Source organism: Microvirga sp. BF8 (assembly GCF_059888585.1).
The window spans coordinates 3,776,537-3,791,996 of record NZ_CM187619.1 but is presented as its reverse complement, the minus strand read 5'-3'; the positions used below and the strand labels follow the sequence as shown (position 1 = coordinate 3,791,996).

Below are 15,460 nucleotides of genomic sequence, written 5' to 3'. Positions count from 1 at the left end.
GGAGCGGAACATGGAATTCCTTGACCTTCTCATGCTCGGGTTCGGTGAAGCGCTGAACCCGACCAATCTCGCCTTTTGCCTATTAGGAGCGCTACTCGGAACGCTGATCGGCGTGCTGCCGGGCATCGGCCCTACCGCCACGATCGCCGTTCTCCTCCCGATCACCTTCTATCTCCCCCCTCTGGCGGGCATCATCATGCTCTCCGGCATCTATTATGGGGCGCAATACGGTGGATCGACCACCGCCATCCTGGTCAACTTGCCGGGCGAAGCGTCGTCCGTTGTGACGGCGATCGACGGCTACAAGATGGCCCAGAACGGGAAGGCCGGGTCAGCCTTGGCAGTTGCGGCGCTCGGATCGTTCTTTGCCGGAACCGTCGCGACGTTCGGCATTGCCATCGCGGGCCCGACGCTGTCGTCCTTCGCACTCTCGTTCGGTCCCGCCGAATATGTGGCGCTGATGCTGTTCGGCCTTCTGGCCGCCACCGTCCTGGCCCGAGGGTCCGTCCTGAAGGCGATCGGCATGATCCTGTTCGGCCTAGTCCTGGGCATGGTCGGCATCGATGCGGCATCCGGCGAGGAGCGCTTGACCTTCAGTGCGATCGAACTCTTCGACGGCATCGACTTCGTCGTGATCGCCATCGGTGTTTTCGGGTTCACGGAGATCATCGAGAACCTCGAGAACGTGGAAGCGCGCGGCGTCCTGGTCCGCAAGCTCAGCCGGCTCTGGCCGACGCGGGAGGACTTCCACAAGGCCTGGCCGGCCGTCCTGCGCGGGACAGGCGTCGGAACGTTTCTCGGAATCCTGCCGGGTGGTGGCGCTACGCTCGCGTCATTCTGCGCCTACTCCCTGGAAAAGAAGGTCTCGAAAACTCCCGGGGAATTCGGGAACGGGGCTGTCCAGGGCGTGGCAGGGCCCGAGGCTGCCAACAATGCCGGCGCGCAGTCGTCGTTCATTCCCCTGCTCACGCTCGGCATTCCGTCCAACAACATGATGGCGATGATGCTGAGCGCCTTCATCATCCACGGGATTACCCCCGGTCCGACCGTCCTGCAAACCCAGCCGGAGATCTTCTGGGGCCTCGTGGCGAGCATGTGGGTAGGCAACCTGATGCTGGTCGTCATCAACCTGCCGCTGATCGGTGTCTGGGTGAAGCTGCTGACCGTTCCATATCGACTGCTTTACCCGGCCATCCTGTTGTTCTGCTGCGTCGGCGTCTACAGCATCAACAACCGGATCTTCGACGTGGTGCTCGCCGCAGGCTTCGGCCTTCTCGGATACCTCTTCCGGAAGGCGAAGTGCGAACCGGGGCCCCTGCTGCTCGGCTTCGTGCTCGGTCCCTTGCTCGAGACGAACATCCGTCGTGCCTTGGTGATCTCGCAGGGAAGCCCGAGCGTATTCGTCGAGCGGCCGATCAGTCTCGTCCTGCTGCTGGCGACCGCCGCGATGCTCGTCCTCATGGTCCTGCCGTCCTTCCGCAAGACCCGCGAGGAAGCCTTCCAGGAGGAAGAGGCATAGCACCAGGAATGCGAACAACGGGGCAGGGTGTTGCACCTCGCGCACCCTGTCCCTCATCCACGAACAAGTCCATTGTCCATGTCCGACAGCCTCAAGAACCCTGCGCGCATCATCGTGCCCGGTCGCGATAGGCTGCCTGACGAGTCCAGGTGGCATGCGTGATGCGATGAGGAACGGGTGGCATGGAGTCCGCGCGGCGTTGCGCGAGGCTAACTATCGCATCTTCACCATCGGAAACGTGTTCTCGCTCGTCGGGACCTGGGTTCAGCGGGTCGCGCTCGGCTGGCTGATCTGGGAGCTGACAGGCTCAGGGGCATGGTTGGGTGCGGTCGCATTCGCAGACCTGTTCCCGATGGTCCTCGTGACCCCTCTGGCAGGTGCCATGGCCGACCGATCCGATCGGTTGCGGGTCACGCGCATCAGCCAAGCCCTGCTCATGGTGCATGCGGGACTGCTCATCGTTCTCAGTGCTCTCGGCCTGCTCACCCCGATGCCTATCCTATTGATGGCATTGGTCGGCGGCATCGTCACGGCCTTCAACCAGCCCTTCCGCATGGCACTCCTTCCGAGTCTCGTCGAGCGTCCGAACCTGGTGAGCGCGGTTGCGGTCAACTCCGTCGTGTTCAACGTCGCCCGTTTCATTGGCCCTGCCGTTGCCGGTCTCGTCATCACGAAAGGCAGTCTCACGCTCGCATTCGCCATCACCTTCATTACCTTCGCGGTCTTCTCGTGGACGCTCGCCCGCATCCGCCTTGTGAGCCCCGAGGTCGGCTCCTCGAAGGGGACGGGGCTGATCACGTCGATCATAGAAGGCTGGCGCTTCGCTGCCTGCCACGTCGGCCTCGGCGCCATGTTCCTGACGCTGACGGTCGTCTCGCTCTGCATTCGTCCCATCCTGGAGCTCATGCCGAGCTACGCGGCGCTGTTCGGATCGGACGCTGCAAGGTTTGCCTTCATGACCTCGGTGATCGGCCTCGGCGCCCTGGTCGGCGCAGTCTGGCTCAGTCGTCGAACCGATCCTGCATCCGTGGCCACGATGGCCCTGTCTAACGGCCTCCTCATGGGCGCAGCCTTATTCATCGCGGCGGTCGCACAACTGGAATGGCTGGGCGTCGTTGCCTTGTTCATCGTGGGCTTCGGCATGGTCGTGAGCGGGATCGCCAGTCAGACCGTGATCCAGCTTGCCGGGCCCGATCACCTGCGTGGCAGGCTTCTCGCGCTGCACAGCATGATCTTTCGTGGCGCGCCGGCCCTTGGTGCCCTGGTCGTCGGAGCGCTGTCGGACGTGATGGGCCTGAGAGGTCCCCTGACAGTGGGAGCGATCGTGACGTTCGCCTTCAGCGCAGTCGTCTACACTCGGCGCAAGGTCATCCTGAAGAGCCTCGAACTATGAAAAGCGAACTCTGAGCGGGCGATGGTAGGAGAGAGGAACACTCGTATGGAAACTTCTGACACGCCGCTTGGCCTGGAGCGTTCCTCGACGGATCTGGAATCGGCACCTGCCAAGAGCATCGTGCCAACGCCGCCCGCTGCCCTTCCACGGCGTCTTCGTCGGATCCTGGCTCTCGATGATTTCGAGATCGCGGCCCGCCGCCACCTGCCACGGCCGATCTTCGGGTACGTGTCGGGGGCTGCCGAGACCAATGCCACACTTCGCGACAATCGATCGGCTTTCGCGGAGTTCGGCTTCGTTCCCCGGGTGCTCGCCGGTGTGTCCCAACGAACGCAGCAGGTCGAACTGCTCGGGCGTACGTATGCCGCCCCGTTTGGTATCGCTCCGATGGGGATCAGTGCCCTGTCCGCCTATCGTGGCGATCTGGTGCTTGCGCAGGCGGCCGGGGAGGCGAACGTTCCAATGGTGATGAGCGGGTCTTCCCTCATTCCCCTGGAAGACGTCGCCAAGGCGAATCCGGCGGCTTGGTTTCAGGCCTATCTGCCGGGCGAGCCTGATCGGATCCTCGGACTGCTGGAGCGAGTGGAGCGGGCGGGGTTCCAGACACTCGTGTTGACCGTGGACACGGCAGTGCTGGCCAACCGCGAGAACAACGTCCGCAGCGGCTTCTCGACGCCGCTTCGCCCGAGTCTGCGCTTAGCCTGGGACGGAATGATACGACCGAACTGGACGGTGAACACATTTCTTCGGACGCTCCTGAAGCATGGCATGCCCCACTTCGAGAATTCGTATGCGACACGTGGCGCGCCGATCCTCGCCAAGAGCGTGATGCGGGACTTCGGCGCCAAGGATCACCTCAACTGGCGTCATCTGGAGTTGATCCGGGAACGGTGGAAGGGGCATTTAGTCCTGAAGGGCATCATGGCCAGGGAGGATGCCTGCATTGCCCGAGATAGTGGCGTCGATGGCATCGTCGTCTCGAACCACGGCGGCCGGCAACTCGATGGAACGGTCTCACCGTTACGTGTTCTGCCTGCCATTGCGGATGCCGTCGGAGCGACGATCCCCGTCATGATGGACGGCGGTGTCCGGCGAGGTTCGGACGTGCTGAAGGCCATCGCCCTTGGAGCGAAGTTCGTCTTCGTCGGCCGCCCTTTCTTGTATGCGGCCGCCATTGCAGGCGCAGCGGGTGTCAGCCATGCGATCAGCATCCTTTCCATGGAAATCAATCGCAACATGGGTCTTCTCGGCATCAACTCACTAGGAGAAATGAGCCTGGATCGGCTGATCAATCTCCGACATGTTGATGTCAGTAAGGATTGAGAACCATGCCGGGCACCGGATCGGAAGGTCCGGATCTGGCACGCCCGGTGTATCGTGGCTGCTTAAGCCTCGAGTCCGGACGTTGCTCCGGTATGCTTGGTGAGCTCTGAGGCGGCTCGTCGATGAGCCGCCTCTGCGTTTAGATTTCAACCTGTTCTGCAATCAGAAGGGCGCCGTCGACGTCGATCCCAAGATACCGAACCGTGCTCTCGATCATAGAGTGGCCGAGCAGGAGTTGGACAGCCCGGAGATTGCCTGTCCTTCGGTAGATCATCGAGGCCTTGGTGCGCCGGAGTGAGTGGGTGCCGTATGCCGAGGGATCGAGCCCGATTGAGCGAAGCCAGGATGCCAGCAGGCGAGCGTACTGGCGCGTGGTCATGGGTCTCATTCGGTTGATTCTGCTCGGGAACAGCGGCTCGCCTTTGTGCAGGTCCTTCTTCTCCAGCCAGCGTCCCACAGCCTCCCGGGTTTGCTTCGTAATTTCGAACTGAACCGGCCGGCCTTCCGCTGCATGATGCTGGCTCGGGATCGCACCCGCCCATTGAGGGCCACATCGTCGACCCGGAGCGCAACCAGGTCACAAGCTCGTAACTTGCTGTCGAGAGCCAAGTTGAACAGGGCCGGATCCCAGATGCGATGGGCAACCTGGAGACTGACCCGAATGCACCAGATCTCCTTCGCCTTGAGAGGCGGCTTGGGGCCAATCAGCTTGCCCCAGTTAAGGTTTGGTGGTTCGGCAAGTATGGTCAGAGGTACTGTCTTGCGTTGCAGTTCTCCCGAAGCGAAGCCCCGGCAATGAACCTTGGCCGTCTCTTCCGATAGCAGAACCCGGCCGAGCATTCGTCCCAAGCTTTCGTCAGCTTGCCAGGGTAAACGAGACGTCCCTTACTTTGCGCCGATCTCCTGCTCGTGACACATTTCGGACCTAGGGAACAGGTGGAGCTTCCGTCCGCGCCGATTGTCTGCTCTCGTCGGTCATGACGTTAAAGACGTGCTCGTTACGGGCGGGTCTTACTCTTGCGATGTGGCCAAGCCAGCAAGCGTACTGCATGCAGTTTGAACAATGTCGGGCCGGAGGTTCGTGACGCTCAGAAGGAGACCGCGCGGTGCGGAGCCGCGGCAGGCATACCAAGGGGAAAGCGGAGTGGGAGCGATCCCGCAATCCAGCGCGCTTTGCGCCATCGCAATGTCATCGACATCTTCGGGAAGGTAGGCAATGAGGGCTAGGCCCGACATTCCTATATTGCCGATCACCTCACACAGATTTTCGAAGGCGATGGCCCGCCGTTCGGAGTAGAGAGCTTTCATGCGACGTAGGTGGCGTAGGTAATGCCCCTCGGCGAGAAACTCCGCAATCGCCAGTTGGGTGGTTCTGTTGGGAGCAGGTGCCATCACGGAAGCGACCTCAACGAGCCGGTCCGCTATGTTTCGCGGCGCAACAACGAATCCTAGGCCGAGCGCTGGGCTCATCGTCTTGCTGAAGCTGCCCAGATGAATCACCCTCTTGGCCCCTTCCCCTGAGCCAAGGGCGGGAGCCGCCCGACCGTCGATCTGCAACTCGCTGAGATAGTCATCTTCGATGACCCACGCGTCGTTCGCGTCAGCCCAGCCGAGAAGGGCTCGCCTCCTCGCTGAAGACATGGTGATCCCGAGCGGAGCTTGCTGCCCCGGTGTGACCAAGGCCAGAGTGGCATCCGGGGCCTTGGTCAGTCCGTCGTGGACGCAGAGCCCCTCCTGATCGACGGTGATTGCTTCAACCTTGACCCCGGCGAGTTCCAACGCCCGCCGGCCTAGAGGATAACCCGGGTTCTCCATCCAAGCAGAACGCCCATGCGCCTCAAGCGCGGTGAGGGTCAGCGCCAAGCCCTGCCGATATCCGCCGGTGACGATGATCTGATCCGGGTGACACTGGATTTGTCGGCAGATGGCCAAGTGGCCTGCGATCTGAGCACGCAACTCGGGCTCACCGCAAGGATCCGAATAGCCCGTGTAATCAAATGCGTCCGCCCGGACGGCGTTCGTTCGCATCCGCGCCCAAACCTTGGCCGGAAATGCATCGTGCGCAGGTACCCCCATCTTGAACGGAAGCGGCTTGCCTGAAATCGGCTGCCCGAAAGGCAGCAGAGGCCGATCGGACCGGAGCTCGCGCTCCGATGGATGTGGCGGGAGCTGTGAGCGGACGCGGGTGCCGGCGGACCCGGCGCCGAAGATCAGGTTCTCGTCAGCCAGCCTGTCATAGGCGGCACGGATTGTCCCGCGCGCAACGCCCAACTGTGCGGCCAGATCCCGCCCCGAGGGCAAGCGCCCTCCAGGCTCCAGGACACCATCGAGGATCGCACGCCGGAGGCTCGCGTAAATCTGTTCACCGATAGGTGCCGCGACCGTCCGGTCGAAATTGAGGAGGAGGGTAGGGGCTGTCCTTGGACCAGTCATGCTGCAACCTCTTGGGCCTTTCGCGCTTTAACGCGGAGCAGTAATGGTAGCGTTATGACAAGCAAAACCGACCATGTCGAGCAGGAGGCCCCGGAGGCGATGGGCGGCCACGCTCCACCCGGCCGACCGAAGGGGGCCATGAGCCTGTATGGGGCCTCCGTCGAGTACGGACTGCACACGCTGCTATGGCTGCTCTCCAAACATCCCAAGCGCGCCAGCAGCCGCGATCTTGCCGAGATCCAGGGCGTGCCGGCAGCGATGTTGGCGAAGATCATGCCGAAGCTCGAGAAGGCCGGAATCGTCAACTCGAGCGATGGCATCAGTGGTGGATACGAACTGGCGAAGCCGGCGGCGGAGGTATCTGTCCTCAACGTCATCGATGCGATCGAGGGCGACCGTAAGCTGTTCGACTGCAAGGAAGTGCGTCGGGGATGCGTCCTGTTCGGAGGAACACCGCCCGCTTGGTCGATCGCTGGTGTTTGCCGCATCCACGCCGTCATGCTTCGTGCGGAAAGGCGCATGCGAGCGGAATTGGCCAAAACGAGCCTGGCGGATCTCGCGCGCGGCGGAAGACCCGCCGAATTCGAGGCCTTGGTCACGGACTGGTTCCGTGATCGGACGACGGCCCGCGAGGCGGCGCGCCTCTCGGCCCTGAAGGACAGGCGGCGCCCGCCGCGCTGAGGCGCGCATCGACAACCCAGGAATTCCCAACATCGGCCGGGTGCCGGTGACGGGAGAGCTGCGGCCACTTAACGCGAAGAAAGGTAACTGCTATGAACCGCTTGAACTGGTTTGGGACTGCCCCCGACGGCGCTAAGGCGCTGGGCGGCATCCACCACTACGTCACGACTGGCACGAACCTGCCGGCGGAACTCATCCACCTCGTGTTCCTCCGGGTCTCGCAGATCAACGGCTGTGCCCACTGCATCGACCTGCATGCCCGCGATCTCCTCAAGACGATGTCGGTCGATAAGGTGATGCTGGTACCCGCGTGGCACGAGGCCGTGTACCTGTTCTCCGATCAGGAGCGCGCTGCTCTGGCTTGGGCCGAGGAAGTCACCCGGGTCAGCGAAACGCACGCTTCCGACGAGGCCTATGCCGCGGCAGCGGCGGCCTTTGAGCCAAGGGACTTGGTCGATCTCACGATCACCATTGCCGCTATGAACGCATTCAACCGGATGGGCATCAGCTTTCGCCTGAAGCCAGCTGCTAAGGCCTAAATCCGCACGGCCAGGAGCGGCAGTCCCGCTCCTGGCTGCCTACATCGGACCGAACTCGAACGGTTCATTCATCAGCAGCATGTCCTGGCCGCTGATGGATCAACCGAGAAACACGATGCAGCAGTGCGAGGCTTGCCGTCACATGACTTCTTAGGGAATCCATACAGGTTACACTCTTCTGGCAATTCAGAATGTCTTCTAATGGCACCAGGCTGACCTTACTCGGATTTCTGGATCGGTGACGCAACCGGACCTTCATTTGGTGCGCTGAACATTACACTTTGACCCCAAGCTGACCTTAGAAGCGTGTCCATTTAAGACCGTCCTGAATTCACCCTGAGCGGACCTTCTCTGAGGCAACGTAGCTTGCGTCCGGCGTTATGGCATTGGGAGCATGGGTCTTCCTAGGGCACTGTCTGTCAGATGATGAAAAGAAACTATGGTAACGAGTGTGATGACAAGGCGACCGTTGGTCCAATTATGATGAAAATTCCAAGCTAATCCGAGTTAGGCAGAGCAGCGACTTCAAGCATCGCGTCGAGCAAGGCACAGCAAACAATTCTATTTAAACGCGCATTGGATTAGATTCGTGGAATTTCGCTACTGCAATTGAATTTCATCCAGAAAGCTTGTTCCAATTTCAGGATCATCGACATTGAAGACATTGGCAACTGTTGCCGCAATATCTGCCAACGTCTCACGCAAGAAGATTCCTCGCGGCTTGATGCGCGGGTTCCAGACTAAAAGCGGCGTAAATTCGCGTGTATGCTTGTCATGACCAATGGTGGGGTCGTTCCCGTGATCCCCCGTAATGATCAGGAGATCACGCGGGCCAAGCATACCCATGATCCTGCCGATGCCCTCGTCTGACAGCCGTAGACAGGCAGCATAGCGTTCCGCACTTTCGTCGTGTCCTGCAAGGTCTGTCTCCTGGATATTGATCGCGATGAGGCCGCGCTTAACCCGGGCAAGCGATTGATAGGTTGCGTCCAGGACGGGCTGGGTCAAAACATGGGGCTCCTTATGCGCCCCTTCGCAGGTGATTACGTCTGCAACCTTGCCGATAAGTTCGACCTCAAAGCCTGCCTTCTTCAGAATGGTGGGGACTTGCACATGGGGCTTGGTGCCGCTCGTCAGGTGCCGGACGACATAATTGCTGGTATAGAGGCCAAGAGCGACGTTGTTGACGCCGCACTGCCCCGTACTTCTGCGTTCGGTGCAGCGGCGGATATCCGCCGCGTGGAAACCATATCCGCCCATCGCGACAACACGGCGGACACGAGCCACAGATCTCAGGATCTCACCGACAGCAACAATCTCCTCGTAAGGTTGGTCCTCAATCGAACCGACGCAATGATAGGTTTGCAGAGGATCGCTCTCCAGATTGTCGCCGCAGATCATGCGCCCATCAACGAACAGGGCGGCAAGCCCATCTCCGGCAGGCTCCACGTGGTGCCCATGGCGACGCAGAGCTGCCGCGACATCGTCCCTGACAACCTCAAACAGTTCCTCAGGTACGTCAGGAACACGAGATCCCATGATCACCTGATGGCCCAGGTAAGTGTCTGCTCCCTTATATCCCAGCGAAAAGACACCATGGACGCCAATCGGATCGGCCTCAACGCGCAATCCGGAGGTGGGAGCGACGGTTCCAAGGCCAAGACGCTCCAGATTCGGAAGCGACAACCCGCCCACTGCCTGTACGACGTGCTTTAGAGTGTTCGATCCTACATCGCTCGGCCTTACCAGATGGACATCCGGCATTGCACCCAGACCCAGTGCGTCAAGAACAAGAATGATCACACGATCAAACTGCGGTTGAGGAGAATGCATACTTCGTAGCGCCTTGTGCTTGCCAGGACAGATTAGGTCGGCGAGTTGCCTTCACGTGGCAGAAGATGAATCGCATCTTCATGGAACGTGACACCAACGCGGTCGCCTTCCCTGATCTTCCAGGATTGGCCGAGTGTGGAGCGGACCGTCGTTACAAGCGTAGTGCCGATGCGGACGCGATATTCCGTCTGGTCGCCAAGATACTCTACCTCTTCCACGAGGCCGGCATGACCATCGCCGGGTGGTTGAAGGATGACGGCCTCGGGACGGATGAGTGCCAGCACATCGGAACTGTCCAGAGTGGCCGGAGCCTGAACGCGCAGCGTCTGGCCATGAACATCTACGTAAGCGGTGCCGCCCTCGTGGCCGGTCACTAGCCCCTGAAGAGCATTCACTTTGCCGACAAATTGGGCAACGAACAGCGTGGCCGGTCGCGCATAGATCTCTTCCGGAGGTCCGATCTGCTCGATCTTCCCGGCTCTCATGACAGCGATCCGGTCCGAAAGGCTCATGGCCTCATCCTGATCGTGCGTCACGAACAGCGCCGTCGTTCCCAAACGCCGCTGCAGGCGACGAAGTTCGGACCGGACCTGAACACGCAGCTTTGCGTCGAGATTCGATAAGGGCTCATCAAACAGGAGAAGGTCCGGGTTCATGACCAGTGCGCGGGCCACGGCGACGCGCTGCTGCTGGCCTCCCGACAACTGGCCGGGAAGACGAAGACCGTAATCCTCAAGCCCTACCGCTGCCAAGGCCGTCGCAACATTCGTCTTGATCTGCGGCTCGGGAATACGGCGTAGGCGCAGTGAATAAGCTACGTTCTCGAAGACGCTCATATGCGGGAAGAGCGCGTAGTTCTGGAAGACCAGTCCAATGCGCCGGTGATGAGGTGGAAGGCGTGCAATCGAGCGGGCATCAAGAAGGATTTCGCCTTCTTCGAACTCTTCAAGCCCCGCGAGCGTTCGCAGAACGGTTGTCTTGCCGCAACCAGACGGTCCGAGCAGCGTGACGAACTCGCTCGGTGCAAGGGAAAGGTTGAAGTCCGTGACAACGGGGAGACGGCGGCCGCGTCCGATAGGATACGACTTGTTGAGCCCCTGAATCGAGAGGGACTTAGGCGGTGCGATTTGCATATCCATGAATGCTCTTCCTAGTGGGCCTCGCGCCAATCGCGACCGAAGAGCCGCGGCACGCCGTGGATGATGAGCAGAACCATGAGCACGACGATAACGCTTAGGGCGGCAGCTTCTCCGACATCTCCACGATCCATCTGCGACAGGATGGTTGGCGTGACGAGGGACCAATGCGGTGAAACGACGAAGATGACCGCGCTTAGCGTCGTCACGCTTCGGGTAAATGAGAACACCATGCCGGCGAGCAAGGCAGGCCGCACGAGTGGCAGCAGGACCCGCCACAACGTCTGTCCTGACGTCGCCCCCATGGTCGTTGAGGCTTCATCAAGCGTACGATTGACCTGGTTGAGCGCTGCGACACCGGAGCGGATGCCATAGGGCAGGGAACGTACCGCAAATGCGGCGACGATGATGACCGCAGTTCCGGTCAGCATCAGCGGCGGACCATTGAATGCCAAGCCGAAGGCGAGGCCAATAACGGTTCCCGGAATTGCGAGCGGAAGATTCGCGACGAAATCTAGGACGGAACGCCCCGATGCCTTGCTCCGTGCCACAATCCAGGCAATCAGCAGGCCCAGCACCACAGAGATAAACGATGCAATGACGCCCAATGTGAGGGTATCGAGAAGCGTCCCGCCTGATTTGGTCAGTGCAGCGACGAAGTGTTTGGACGTGAACGTATAGTCAATCCCGAACAATTGGGTCGTCGCGCCGGCTATGACCGTTCCGTACTGAAGGCAAATGATGAAGGTGATCGAGCCGACGAGCAGAAGCGCCGCAGCCTGAACCCCACGATGGCGGACCTCCCGGTGACGGCTTGAACCCTTCGCGCCCACCGACGCAAAGGACATGCGTGCCGTCAGCATCTTATGGGCAAAGAACATAAGCACTGCGGGAATCAACAGCAGCACGGCAAGTGCTGCTCCCCGGGGAATGTCGTACATGCCGATGATCATCTGGTAGATCTGCGAGGACAAGACGGGAAAGTCTCCGCCCAGCAGAAGCGGATTTCCGAGATCCGCGAACGAGTAGCTGAACATCAGAAGCGCCGAGCCAGCAAGGCCGGGCACCAGAAGCGGCAGGCTTACGGTCTTAAGAACCCGCCATCCATTCGCTCCCATCGTGGCCGCAGCCTCCTCAAGGGAAGCGTCGAGGCCTCGAAAAAGATTGAGCATGAGGAGATAGGCGAACGGGAAGTAGGAGATGAGCTGAGCGATGACGAGCCCTTTGAACCCGTATAGACCGGTGCTCTGAATGCCGAACAGCTCGTGCGTAATCAGTCCTCTGCGCCCGTAGAGCAGGATCAGGCCCAACGCCATGAGAATTGGCGGCGAGATTGTAGGCAGGAGAGCAAAGAAGTGCCAGATTGATTTACCCGGGATTGCGACCCGCGCGATGGCATAGGCATACAACGTTGCCAGAATCGTCCCGAGCACCGCCACGGTCGCGCCGAGCAAAAGAGTGTTCCAGAAAATTGTGCGATTGAAGGGGTCGGCTACAATCGCCCCAATGGTGGCCAATGACAAACGGCCGTCGACGATGAATGCCCGTGTGAGCAAGTCGACCATGGGATAAGCTGTGAAAATCAAGACGAACAGAGCCACGACGGGATAGATCACATAGAGTGTCCAATCCCGGCCGTGGCCGCTTTTCGTCACGCTCGTGAGCGTGATCGAAGTCATTCCGCTTATTTCCTTCCTGCCAGGATCTCGTTTTGGAACCGGGCGATGATCGCCTGGCGAGTGGCGGAGCTTCCTGCCCACGCGAAGTCAAAGTCGATGAGCTTTGCGTTCTGGAACGGCTTCACAAGATCGTGAATCTTCGCATTCTTATTCGTCGGAACGTCGAAGTACTCAGAAGCCGCCAAGATCTCTTGGGATTGCGGCGTGACGGCCCAGTCGAGGAAGCTCTTCGCGGCGTCCGGTTCGGGAGCGTCTTTCAGCATAACTGCGCAGAACAAATCATATCCCGTACCTTCTTCGGGCAGGGTCATCTCAAGTGGGAAGCCCTTGTGGATGCTGCCGAGGATGTCATGGGCGAAGAGAATGCCGATCCCGACCTCTCCGCGCCCCACAAGCTGCGTCGGGCCGATGCCAGAGCGGGTATATTGCGAGACGTTGGCATTGAAGCGCTTCAGGTAATCCCAGCCCTTCTCCTCGCCCATCACCTGCAGAACAGTTGTGAGAAAGGTGTAGCCGGTACCTGAGGTGGCCGGGCTTCCGATGCAGATCTGGCCTGCATATTCCGGACGCGTCAGGTCTTCCCAACTTGTCGGCGCCTTGAGCCCTTTCTCTTCCAGAAACTTCTTGTTCGAAGCAAAACCGATGAAGTCGACGTCGATCCCAGTCCAGTATCCTTCCGGATCGACGTATTTGGCTGGAATGTCTTCAGCCCCTTTAGGCTTATAGGGCTGCAACAAGCCATCCGCTTTAAGCGTCATCATCGAGGGAAGGCCGATGCCATACAGGACGCTTGCTTGAGGCCTGTTTTTCTCTGCGCGGATGCGATTGATAGCTTCACCAGCCGAGAGGCGCAAGAAGGTCGGCGTGATGCCTGACTGCTTTTCGAAAGCACTCGTCAGTGCCGCACAGGTGGGATCCGGAGGGCCCATATACAGAGTGAGCTTCTTGGACTGCGCCAAGGCACCAAACGAAGGCAGGAGAGATGCCCCAACAAGACCGCCCACAAACTGCCGACGTGTGAATATCGCCATGTTATATCTCTCCCATTTATGTAACTTTTATATTTCTAATAGAAAATTTGTTCAAAAATGGCGGTTTGTCAAGCTTCAAATGCGGATCGTCGAAAAGTCGAAGAGACCCACATAAATGACTGATGAACATGGATAAATAGACTTCAATGGAGCGCTTATTGCTAGCGACTGGAGATCCGCTTTAGCTCTGGTCCAACCCTACAGCTTAACAAGCATTCAGTGGTAATTCCTATCACTGCAAATTAAAGCGAGAAGGTTTCGGGTAGCAGAGAGGCGACAGCGAAACGTCCTCGTCAGGCAGGTAAAACGGAGATGAGCGTGATTACCTTCGTGAATGCTGCAATGCCATACGTATCGACGCCATCGTCATTCGATATAGGAATCTGCATTGCAACTCCTTCGTTGATTTTCTTAAGGCCTTGCCAGAGTGCTGGTGGGCCTCACGCGGCTAGAACAAGTGTCGTTATTGAACATTCATGGCAGAAATGATAATAATGTTCATTATGGAAGATATGGAGCCTGCCTTCGGATGAAGCGAAATTTGCGGGCACTCCTCAGTCGCTCTAATAAGGATCACGAAGCAAGTGGCTGTAACCAGAAGAATGGCAGATAACAGCAGGCGTGCAAAGCTGAGCAAGTTCCAGGCCGACCAGCAAGAGCTCAAGGTACGGGCTGCGTGGCATTACTTCATCGAAGGCCTGACCCAGGAGCAGGTAGCACAGCAAATCGGCGTCAGCCGGCTCAAGGTCCTTCGGCTGCTTGCGGCGGCTCGGGAGGACGGAACCGTGCAGATCTCCATCGATACGGAGGTCGATTCGATCATTCGTCTCCAAAGGGCTCTGGTGAGCCACCTGGGTCTCTCGGACGCAATCGTCGTCCCAACGAGCGATCAGACGGAGGCCAGCGTCGCAGCCGTGGTCGGGCATGCGACTGGCCGGTATCTCTCAGGCGAATTATCGAACGGGATGTCCGTTGGCGTCGGCTGGGGTGCCACGCTCAAAGTTTGCATGCAGTCCCTCGCGCGACTGGATATCGAGAAGCTTACGGTTGTGTCGCTTTTGGGTGGGTTGACCCATGCAACAATGGATAATCCATCTGCTGTGGCCTGGCGGCTGGCGGATTTCTATGGAACAGATCTCTACCAGATCACCGCACCGGTTTTTGTGCCTGAGCCGGAGATGGCGCGCGCCCTCTGGCAATTGAAGGATTTCCGGGAATTGAGCGTACGCGCTCGGGACGTTGATATTGCCTTGTTGAGTGTCGGCAACGTGAGCGAAGAGGCATCGATCTTTCGCCGCGGCATCCTTGAGTTTTCCGACATGTCAAGCCTCCGGAAAGCTGGGGCGGTTGGCGACGTCTTATGCCACTTCGTCGATGACGATGGGGAAATCGTAGACCATCCGGTGAACCAAAGACTGATGGCTATCCCTCCGACGGCTATCAGAGATGTCGCTAAAGTCATCATATCGTCCGGAGGGCGAAGTAAGGCCCGAATTATCCGTGCGGGTGTGGCTGCAACGAAGGCTTCCGTCCTGATAACGGATGTTTCAGCGGCCGAAGCGATCTTGGAACTGCCTCCCCTGGCACGGGCGCCCGAGAAAAAGCCCGTTAGGCGTCCGTCGACGGCCGAGTTTATCGAGCCATAACATCTCTACGCATGTCGAGTCGCAATCTTATCCGCCCGAGTTGCGTTCCGTTGAGGCCGCACTGTATGGATCATCTCGTATCGTGATCAAGGGCGACCCACGCCTGCGGGCCACAGCCATCTGGTCATTTCTAAAGGGCCGCTTTTGGCACGCCTGAGACCTGCGCTCGAAGGCAGCAATCCTCATCGAAGCGGACGTCCCGAAAGCGTAGGGAATCCCGGTCCCTGGCCCGCAGAGGGCATTCAGA

At 59.4% G+C, this 15,460-nt stretch carries 11 protein-coding genes and 1 pseudogene; 6 read left to right on the top strand and 6 right to left on the bottom strand.

The annotated features are described in order from the left end of the window. Positions 1–10 precede the first annotated feature (10 nt). From AC522E_RS17975 to AC522E_RS17965, 3 genes are all read left to right on the top strand, one after another. Positions 11–1,519 carry a tripartite tricarboxylate transporter permease gene (locus AC522E_RS17975; RefSeq protein WP_500747596.1) on the top strand — a complete coding sequence of 503 codons (1,509 nt, stop codon included), beginning with the start codon at positions 11–13 and terminating at the stop codon, positions 1,517–1,519. A 154-nt stretch (positions 1,520–1,673) separates the two neighbouring features. After that, positions 1,674–2,912 (top strand): MFS transporter, encoded by a 1,239-nt coding sequence (locus AC522E_RS17970; RefSeq protein WP_500747595.1) that lies wholly within the window; start codon positions 1,674–1,676, stop codon positions 2,910–2,912. 45 nt (positions 2,913–2,957) lie between these two features. Then, a complete protein-coding gene (locus tag AC522E_RS17965; protein ID WP_500747594.1) occupies positions 2,958–4,235 on the top strand; it encodes an alpha-hydroxy acid oxidase in 1,278 nt (425 codons plus the stop codon). Between the two features lie 139 nt (positions 4,236–4,374). Here AC522E_RS17965 and AC522E_RS17960 read toward each other — a convergent pair. After that, positions 4,375–4,940 (bottom strand): annotated as a pseudogene (locus tag AC522E_RS17960) (tyrosine-type recombinase/integrase). A gap of 306 nt (positions 4,941–5,246) precedes the next feature. Further along, a complete protein-coding gene (gene pdxR / locus AC522E_RS17955) occupies positions 5,247–6,668 on the bottom strand; it encodes a MocR-like pyridoxine biosynthesis transcription factor PdxR (RefSeq protein WP_500747593.1) in 1,422 nt (473 codons plus the stop codon). Between the two features lie 54 nt (positions 6,669–6,722). Here pdxR and AC522E_RS17950 point away from each other — a divergent pair, with 54 nt between their 5' ends. Both AC522E_RS17950 and AC522E_RS17945 read left to right on the top strand, forming a co-directional pair. Further along, positions 6,723–7,349 carry an RrF2 family transcriptional regulator gene (locus AC522E_RS17950; RefSeq protein WP_500747592.1) on the top strand — a complete coding sequence of 209 codons (627 nt, stop codon included), beginning with the start codon at positions 6,723–6,725 and terminating at the stop codon, positions 7,347–7,349. A 92-nt stretch (positions 7,350–7,441) separates the two neighbouring features. After that, complete coding sequence (locus AC522E_RS17945; protein WP_500747591.1) at positions 7,442–7,888, top strand: carboxymuconolactone decarboxylase family protein; 447 nt, start codon at positions 7,442–7,444, stop codon at positions 7,886–7,888. A gap of 600 nt (positions 7,889–8,488) precedes the next feature. Here the strand turns inward: AC522E_RS17945 and AC522E_RS17940 are convergent. From AC522E_RS17940 to AC522E_RS17925, 4 genes are read right to left on the bottom strand one after another with little or no spacing between them, the layout of a single operon-like run. Then, entirely contained in the window at positions 8,489–9,721 is a 1,233-nt protein-coding gene (locus AC522E_RS17940) for a phosphopentomutase (protein ID WP_500747590.1), read from the bottom strand. A 32-nt stretch (positions 9,722–9,753) separates the two neighbouring features. Next, positions 9,754–10,860 (bottom strand): ABC transporter ATP-binding protein, encoded by a 1,107-nt coding sequence (locus tag AC522E_RS17935; protein ID WP_500747589.1) that lies wholly within the window; start codon positions 10,858–10,860, stop codon positions 9,754–9,756. Between the two features lie 11 nt (positions 10,861–10,871). Beyond that, positions 10,872–12,536: an ABC transporter permease gene (locus AC522E_RS17930; RefSeq protein ID WP_500747588.1), complete on the bottom strand. Its 1,665-nt coding sequence runs from the start codon at positions 12,534–12,536 to the stop codon at positions 10,872–10,874. A 5-nt stretch (positions 12,537–12,541) separates the two neighbouring features. Next, positions 12,542–13,567 (bottom strand): ABC transporter substrate-binding protein, encoded by a 1,026-nt coding sequence (locus AC522E_RS17925; protein ID WP_500747587.1) that lies wholly within the window; start codon positions 13,565–13,567, stop codon positions 12,542–12,544. A 602-nt stretch (positions 13,568–14,169) separates the two neighbouring features. Here AC522E_RS17925 and AC522E_RS17920 point away from each other — a divergent pair. Further along, positions 14,170–15,213 (top strand): sugar-binding transcriptional regulator, encoded by a 1,044-nt coding sequence (locus tag AC522E_RS17920; RefSeq protein ID WP_500747586.1) that lies wholly within the window; start codon positions 14,170–14,172, stop codon positions 15,211–15,213. The last annotated feature ends 247 nt before the right edge of the window (positions 15,214–15,460 follow it).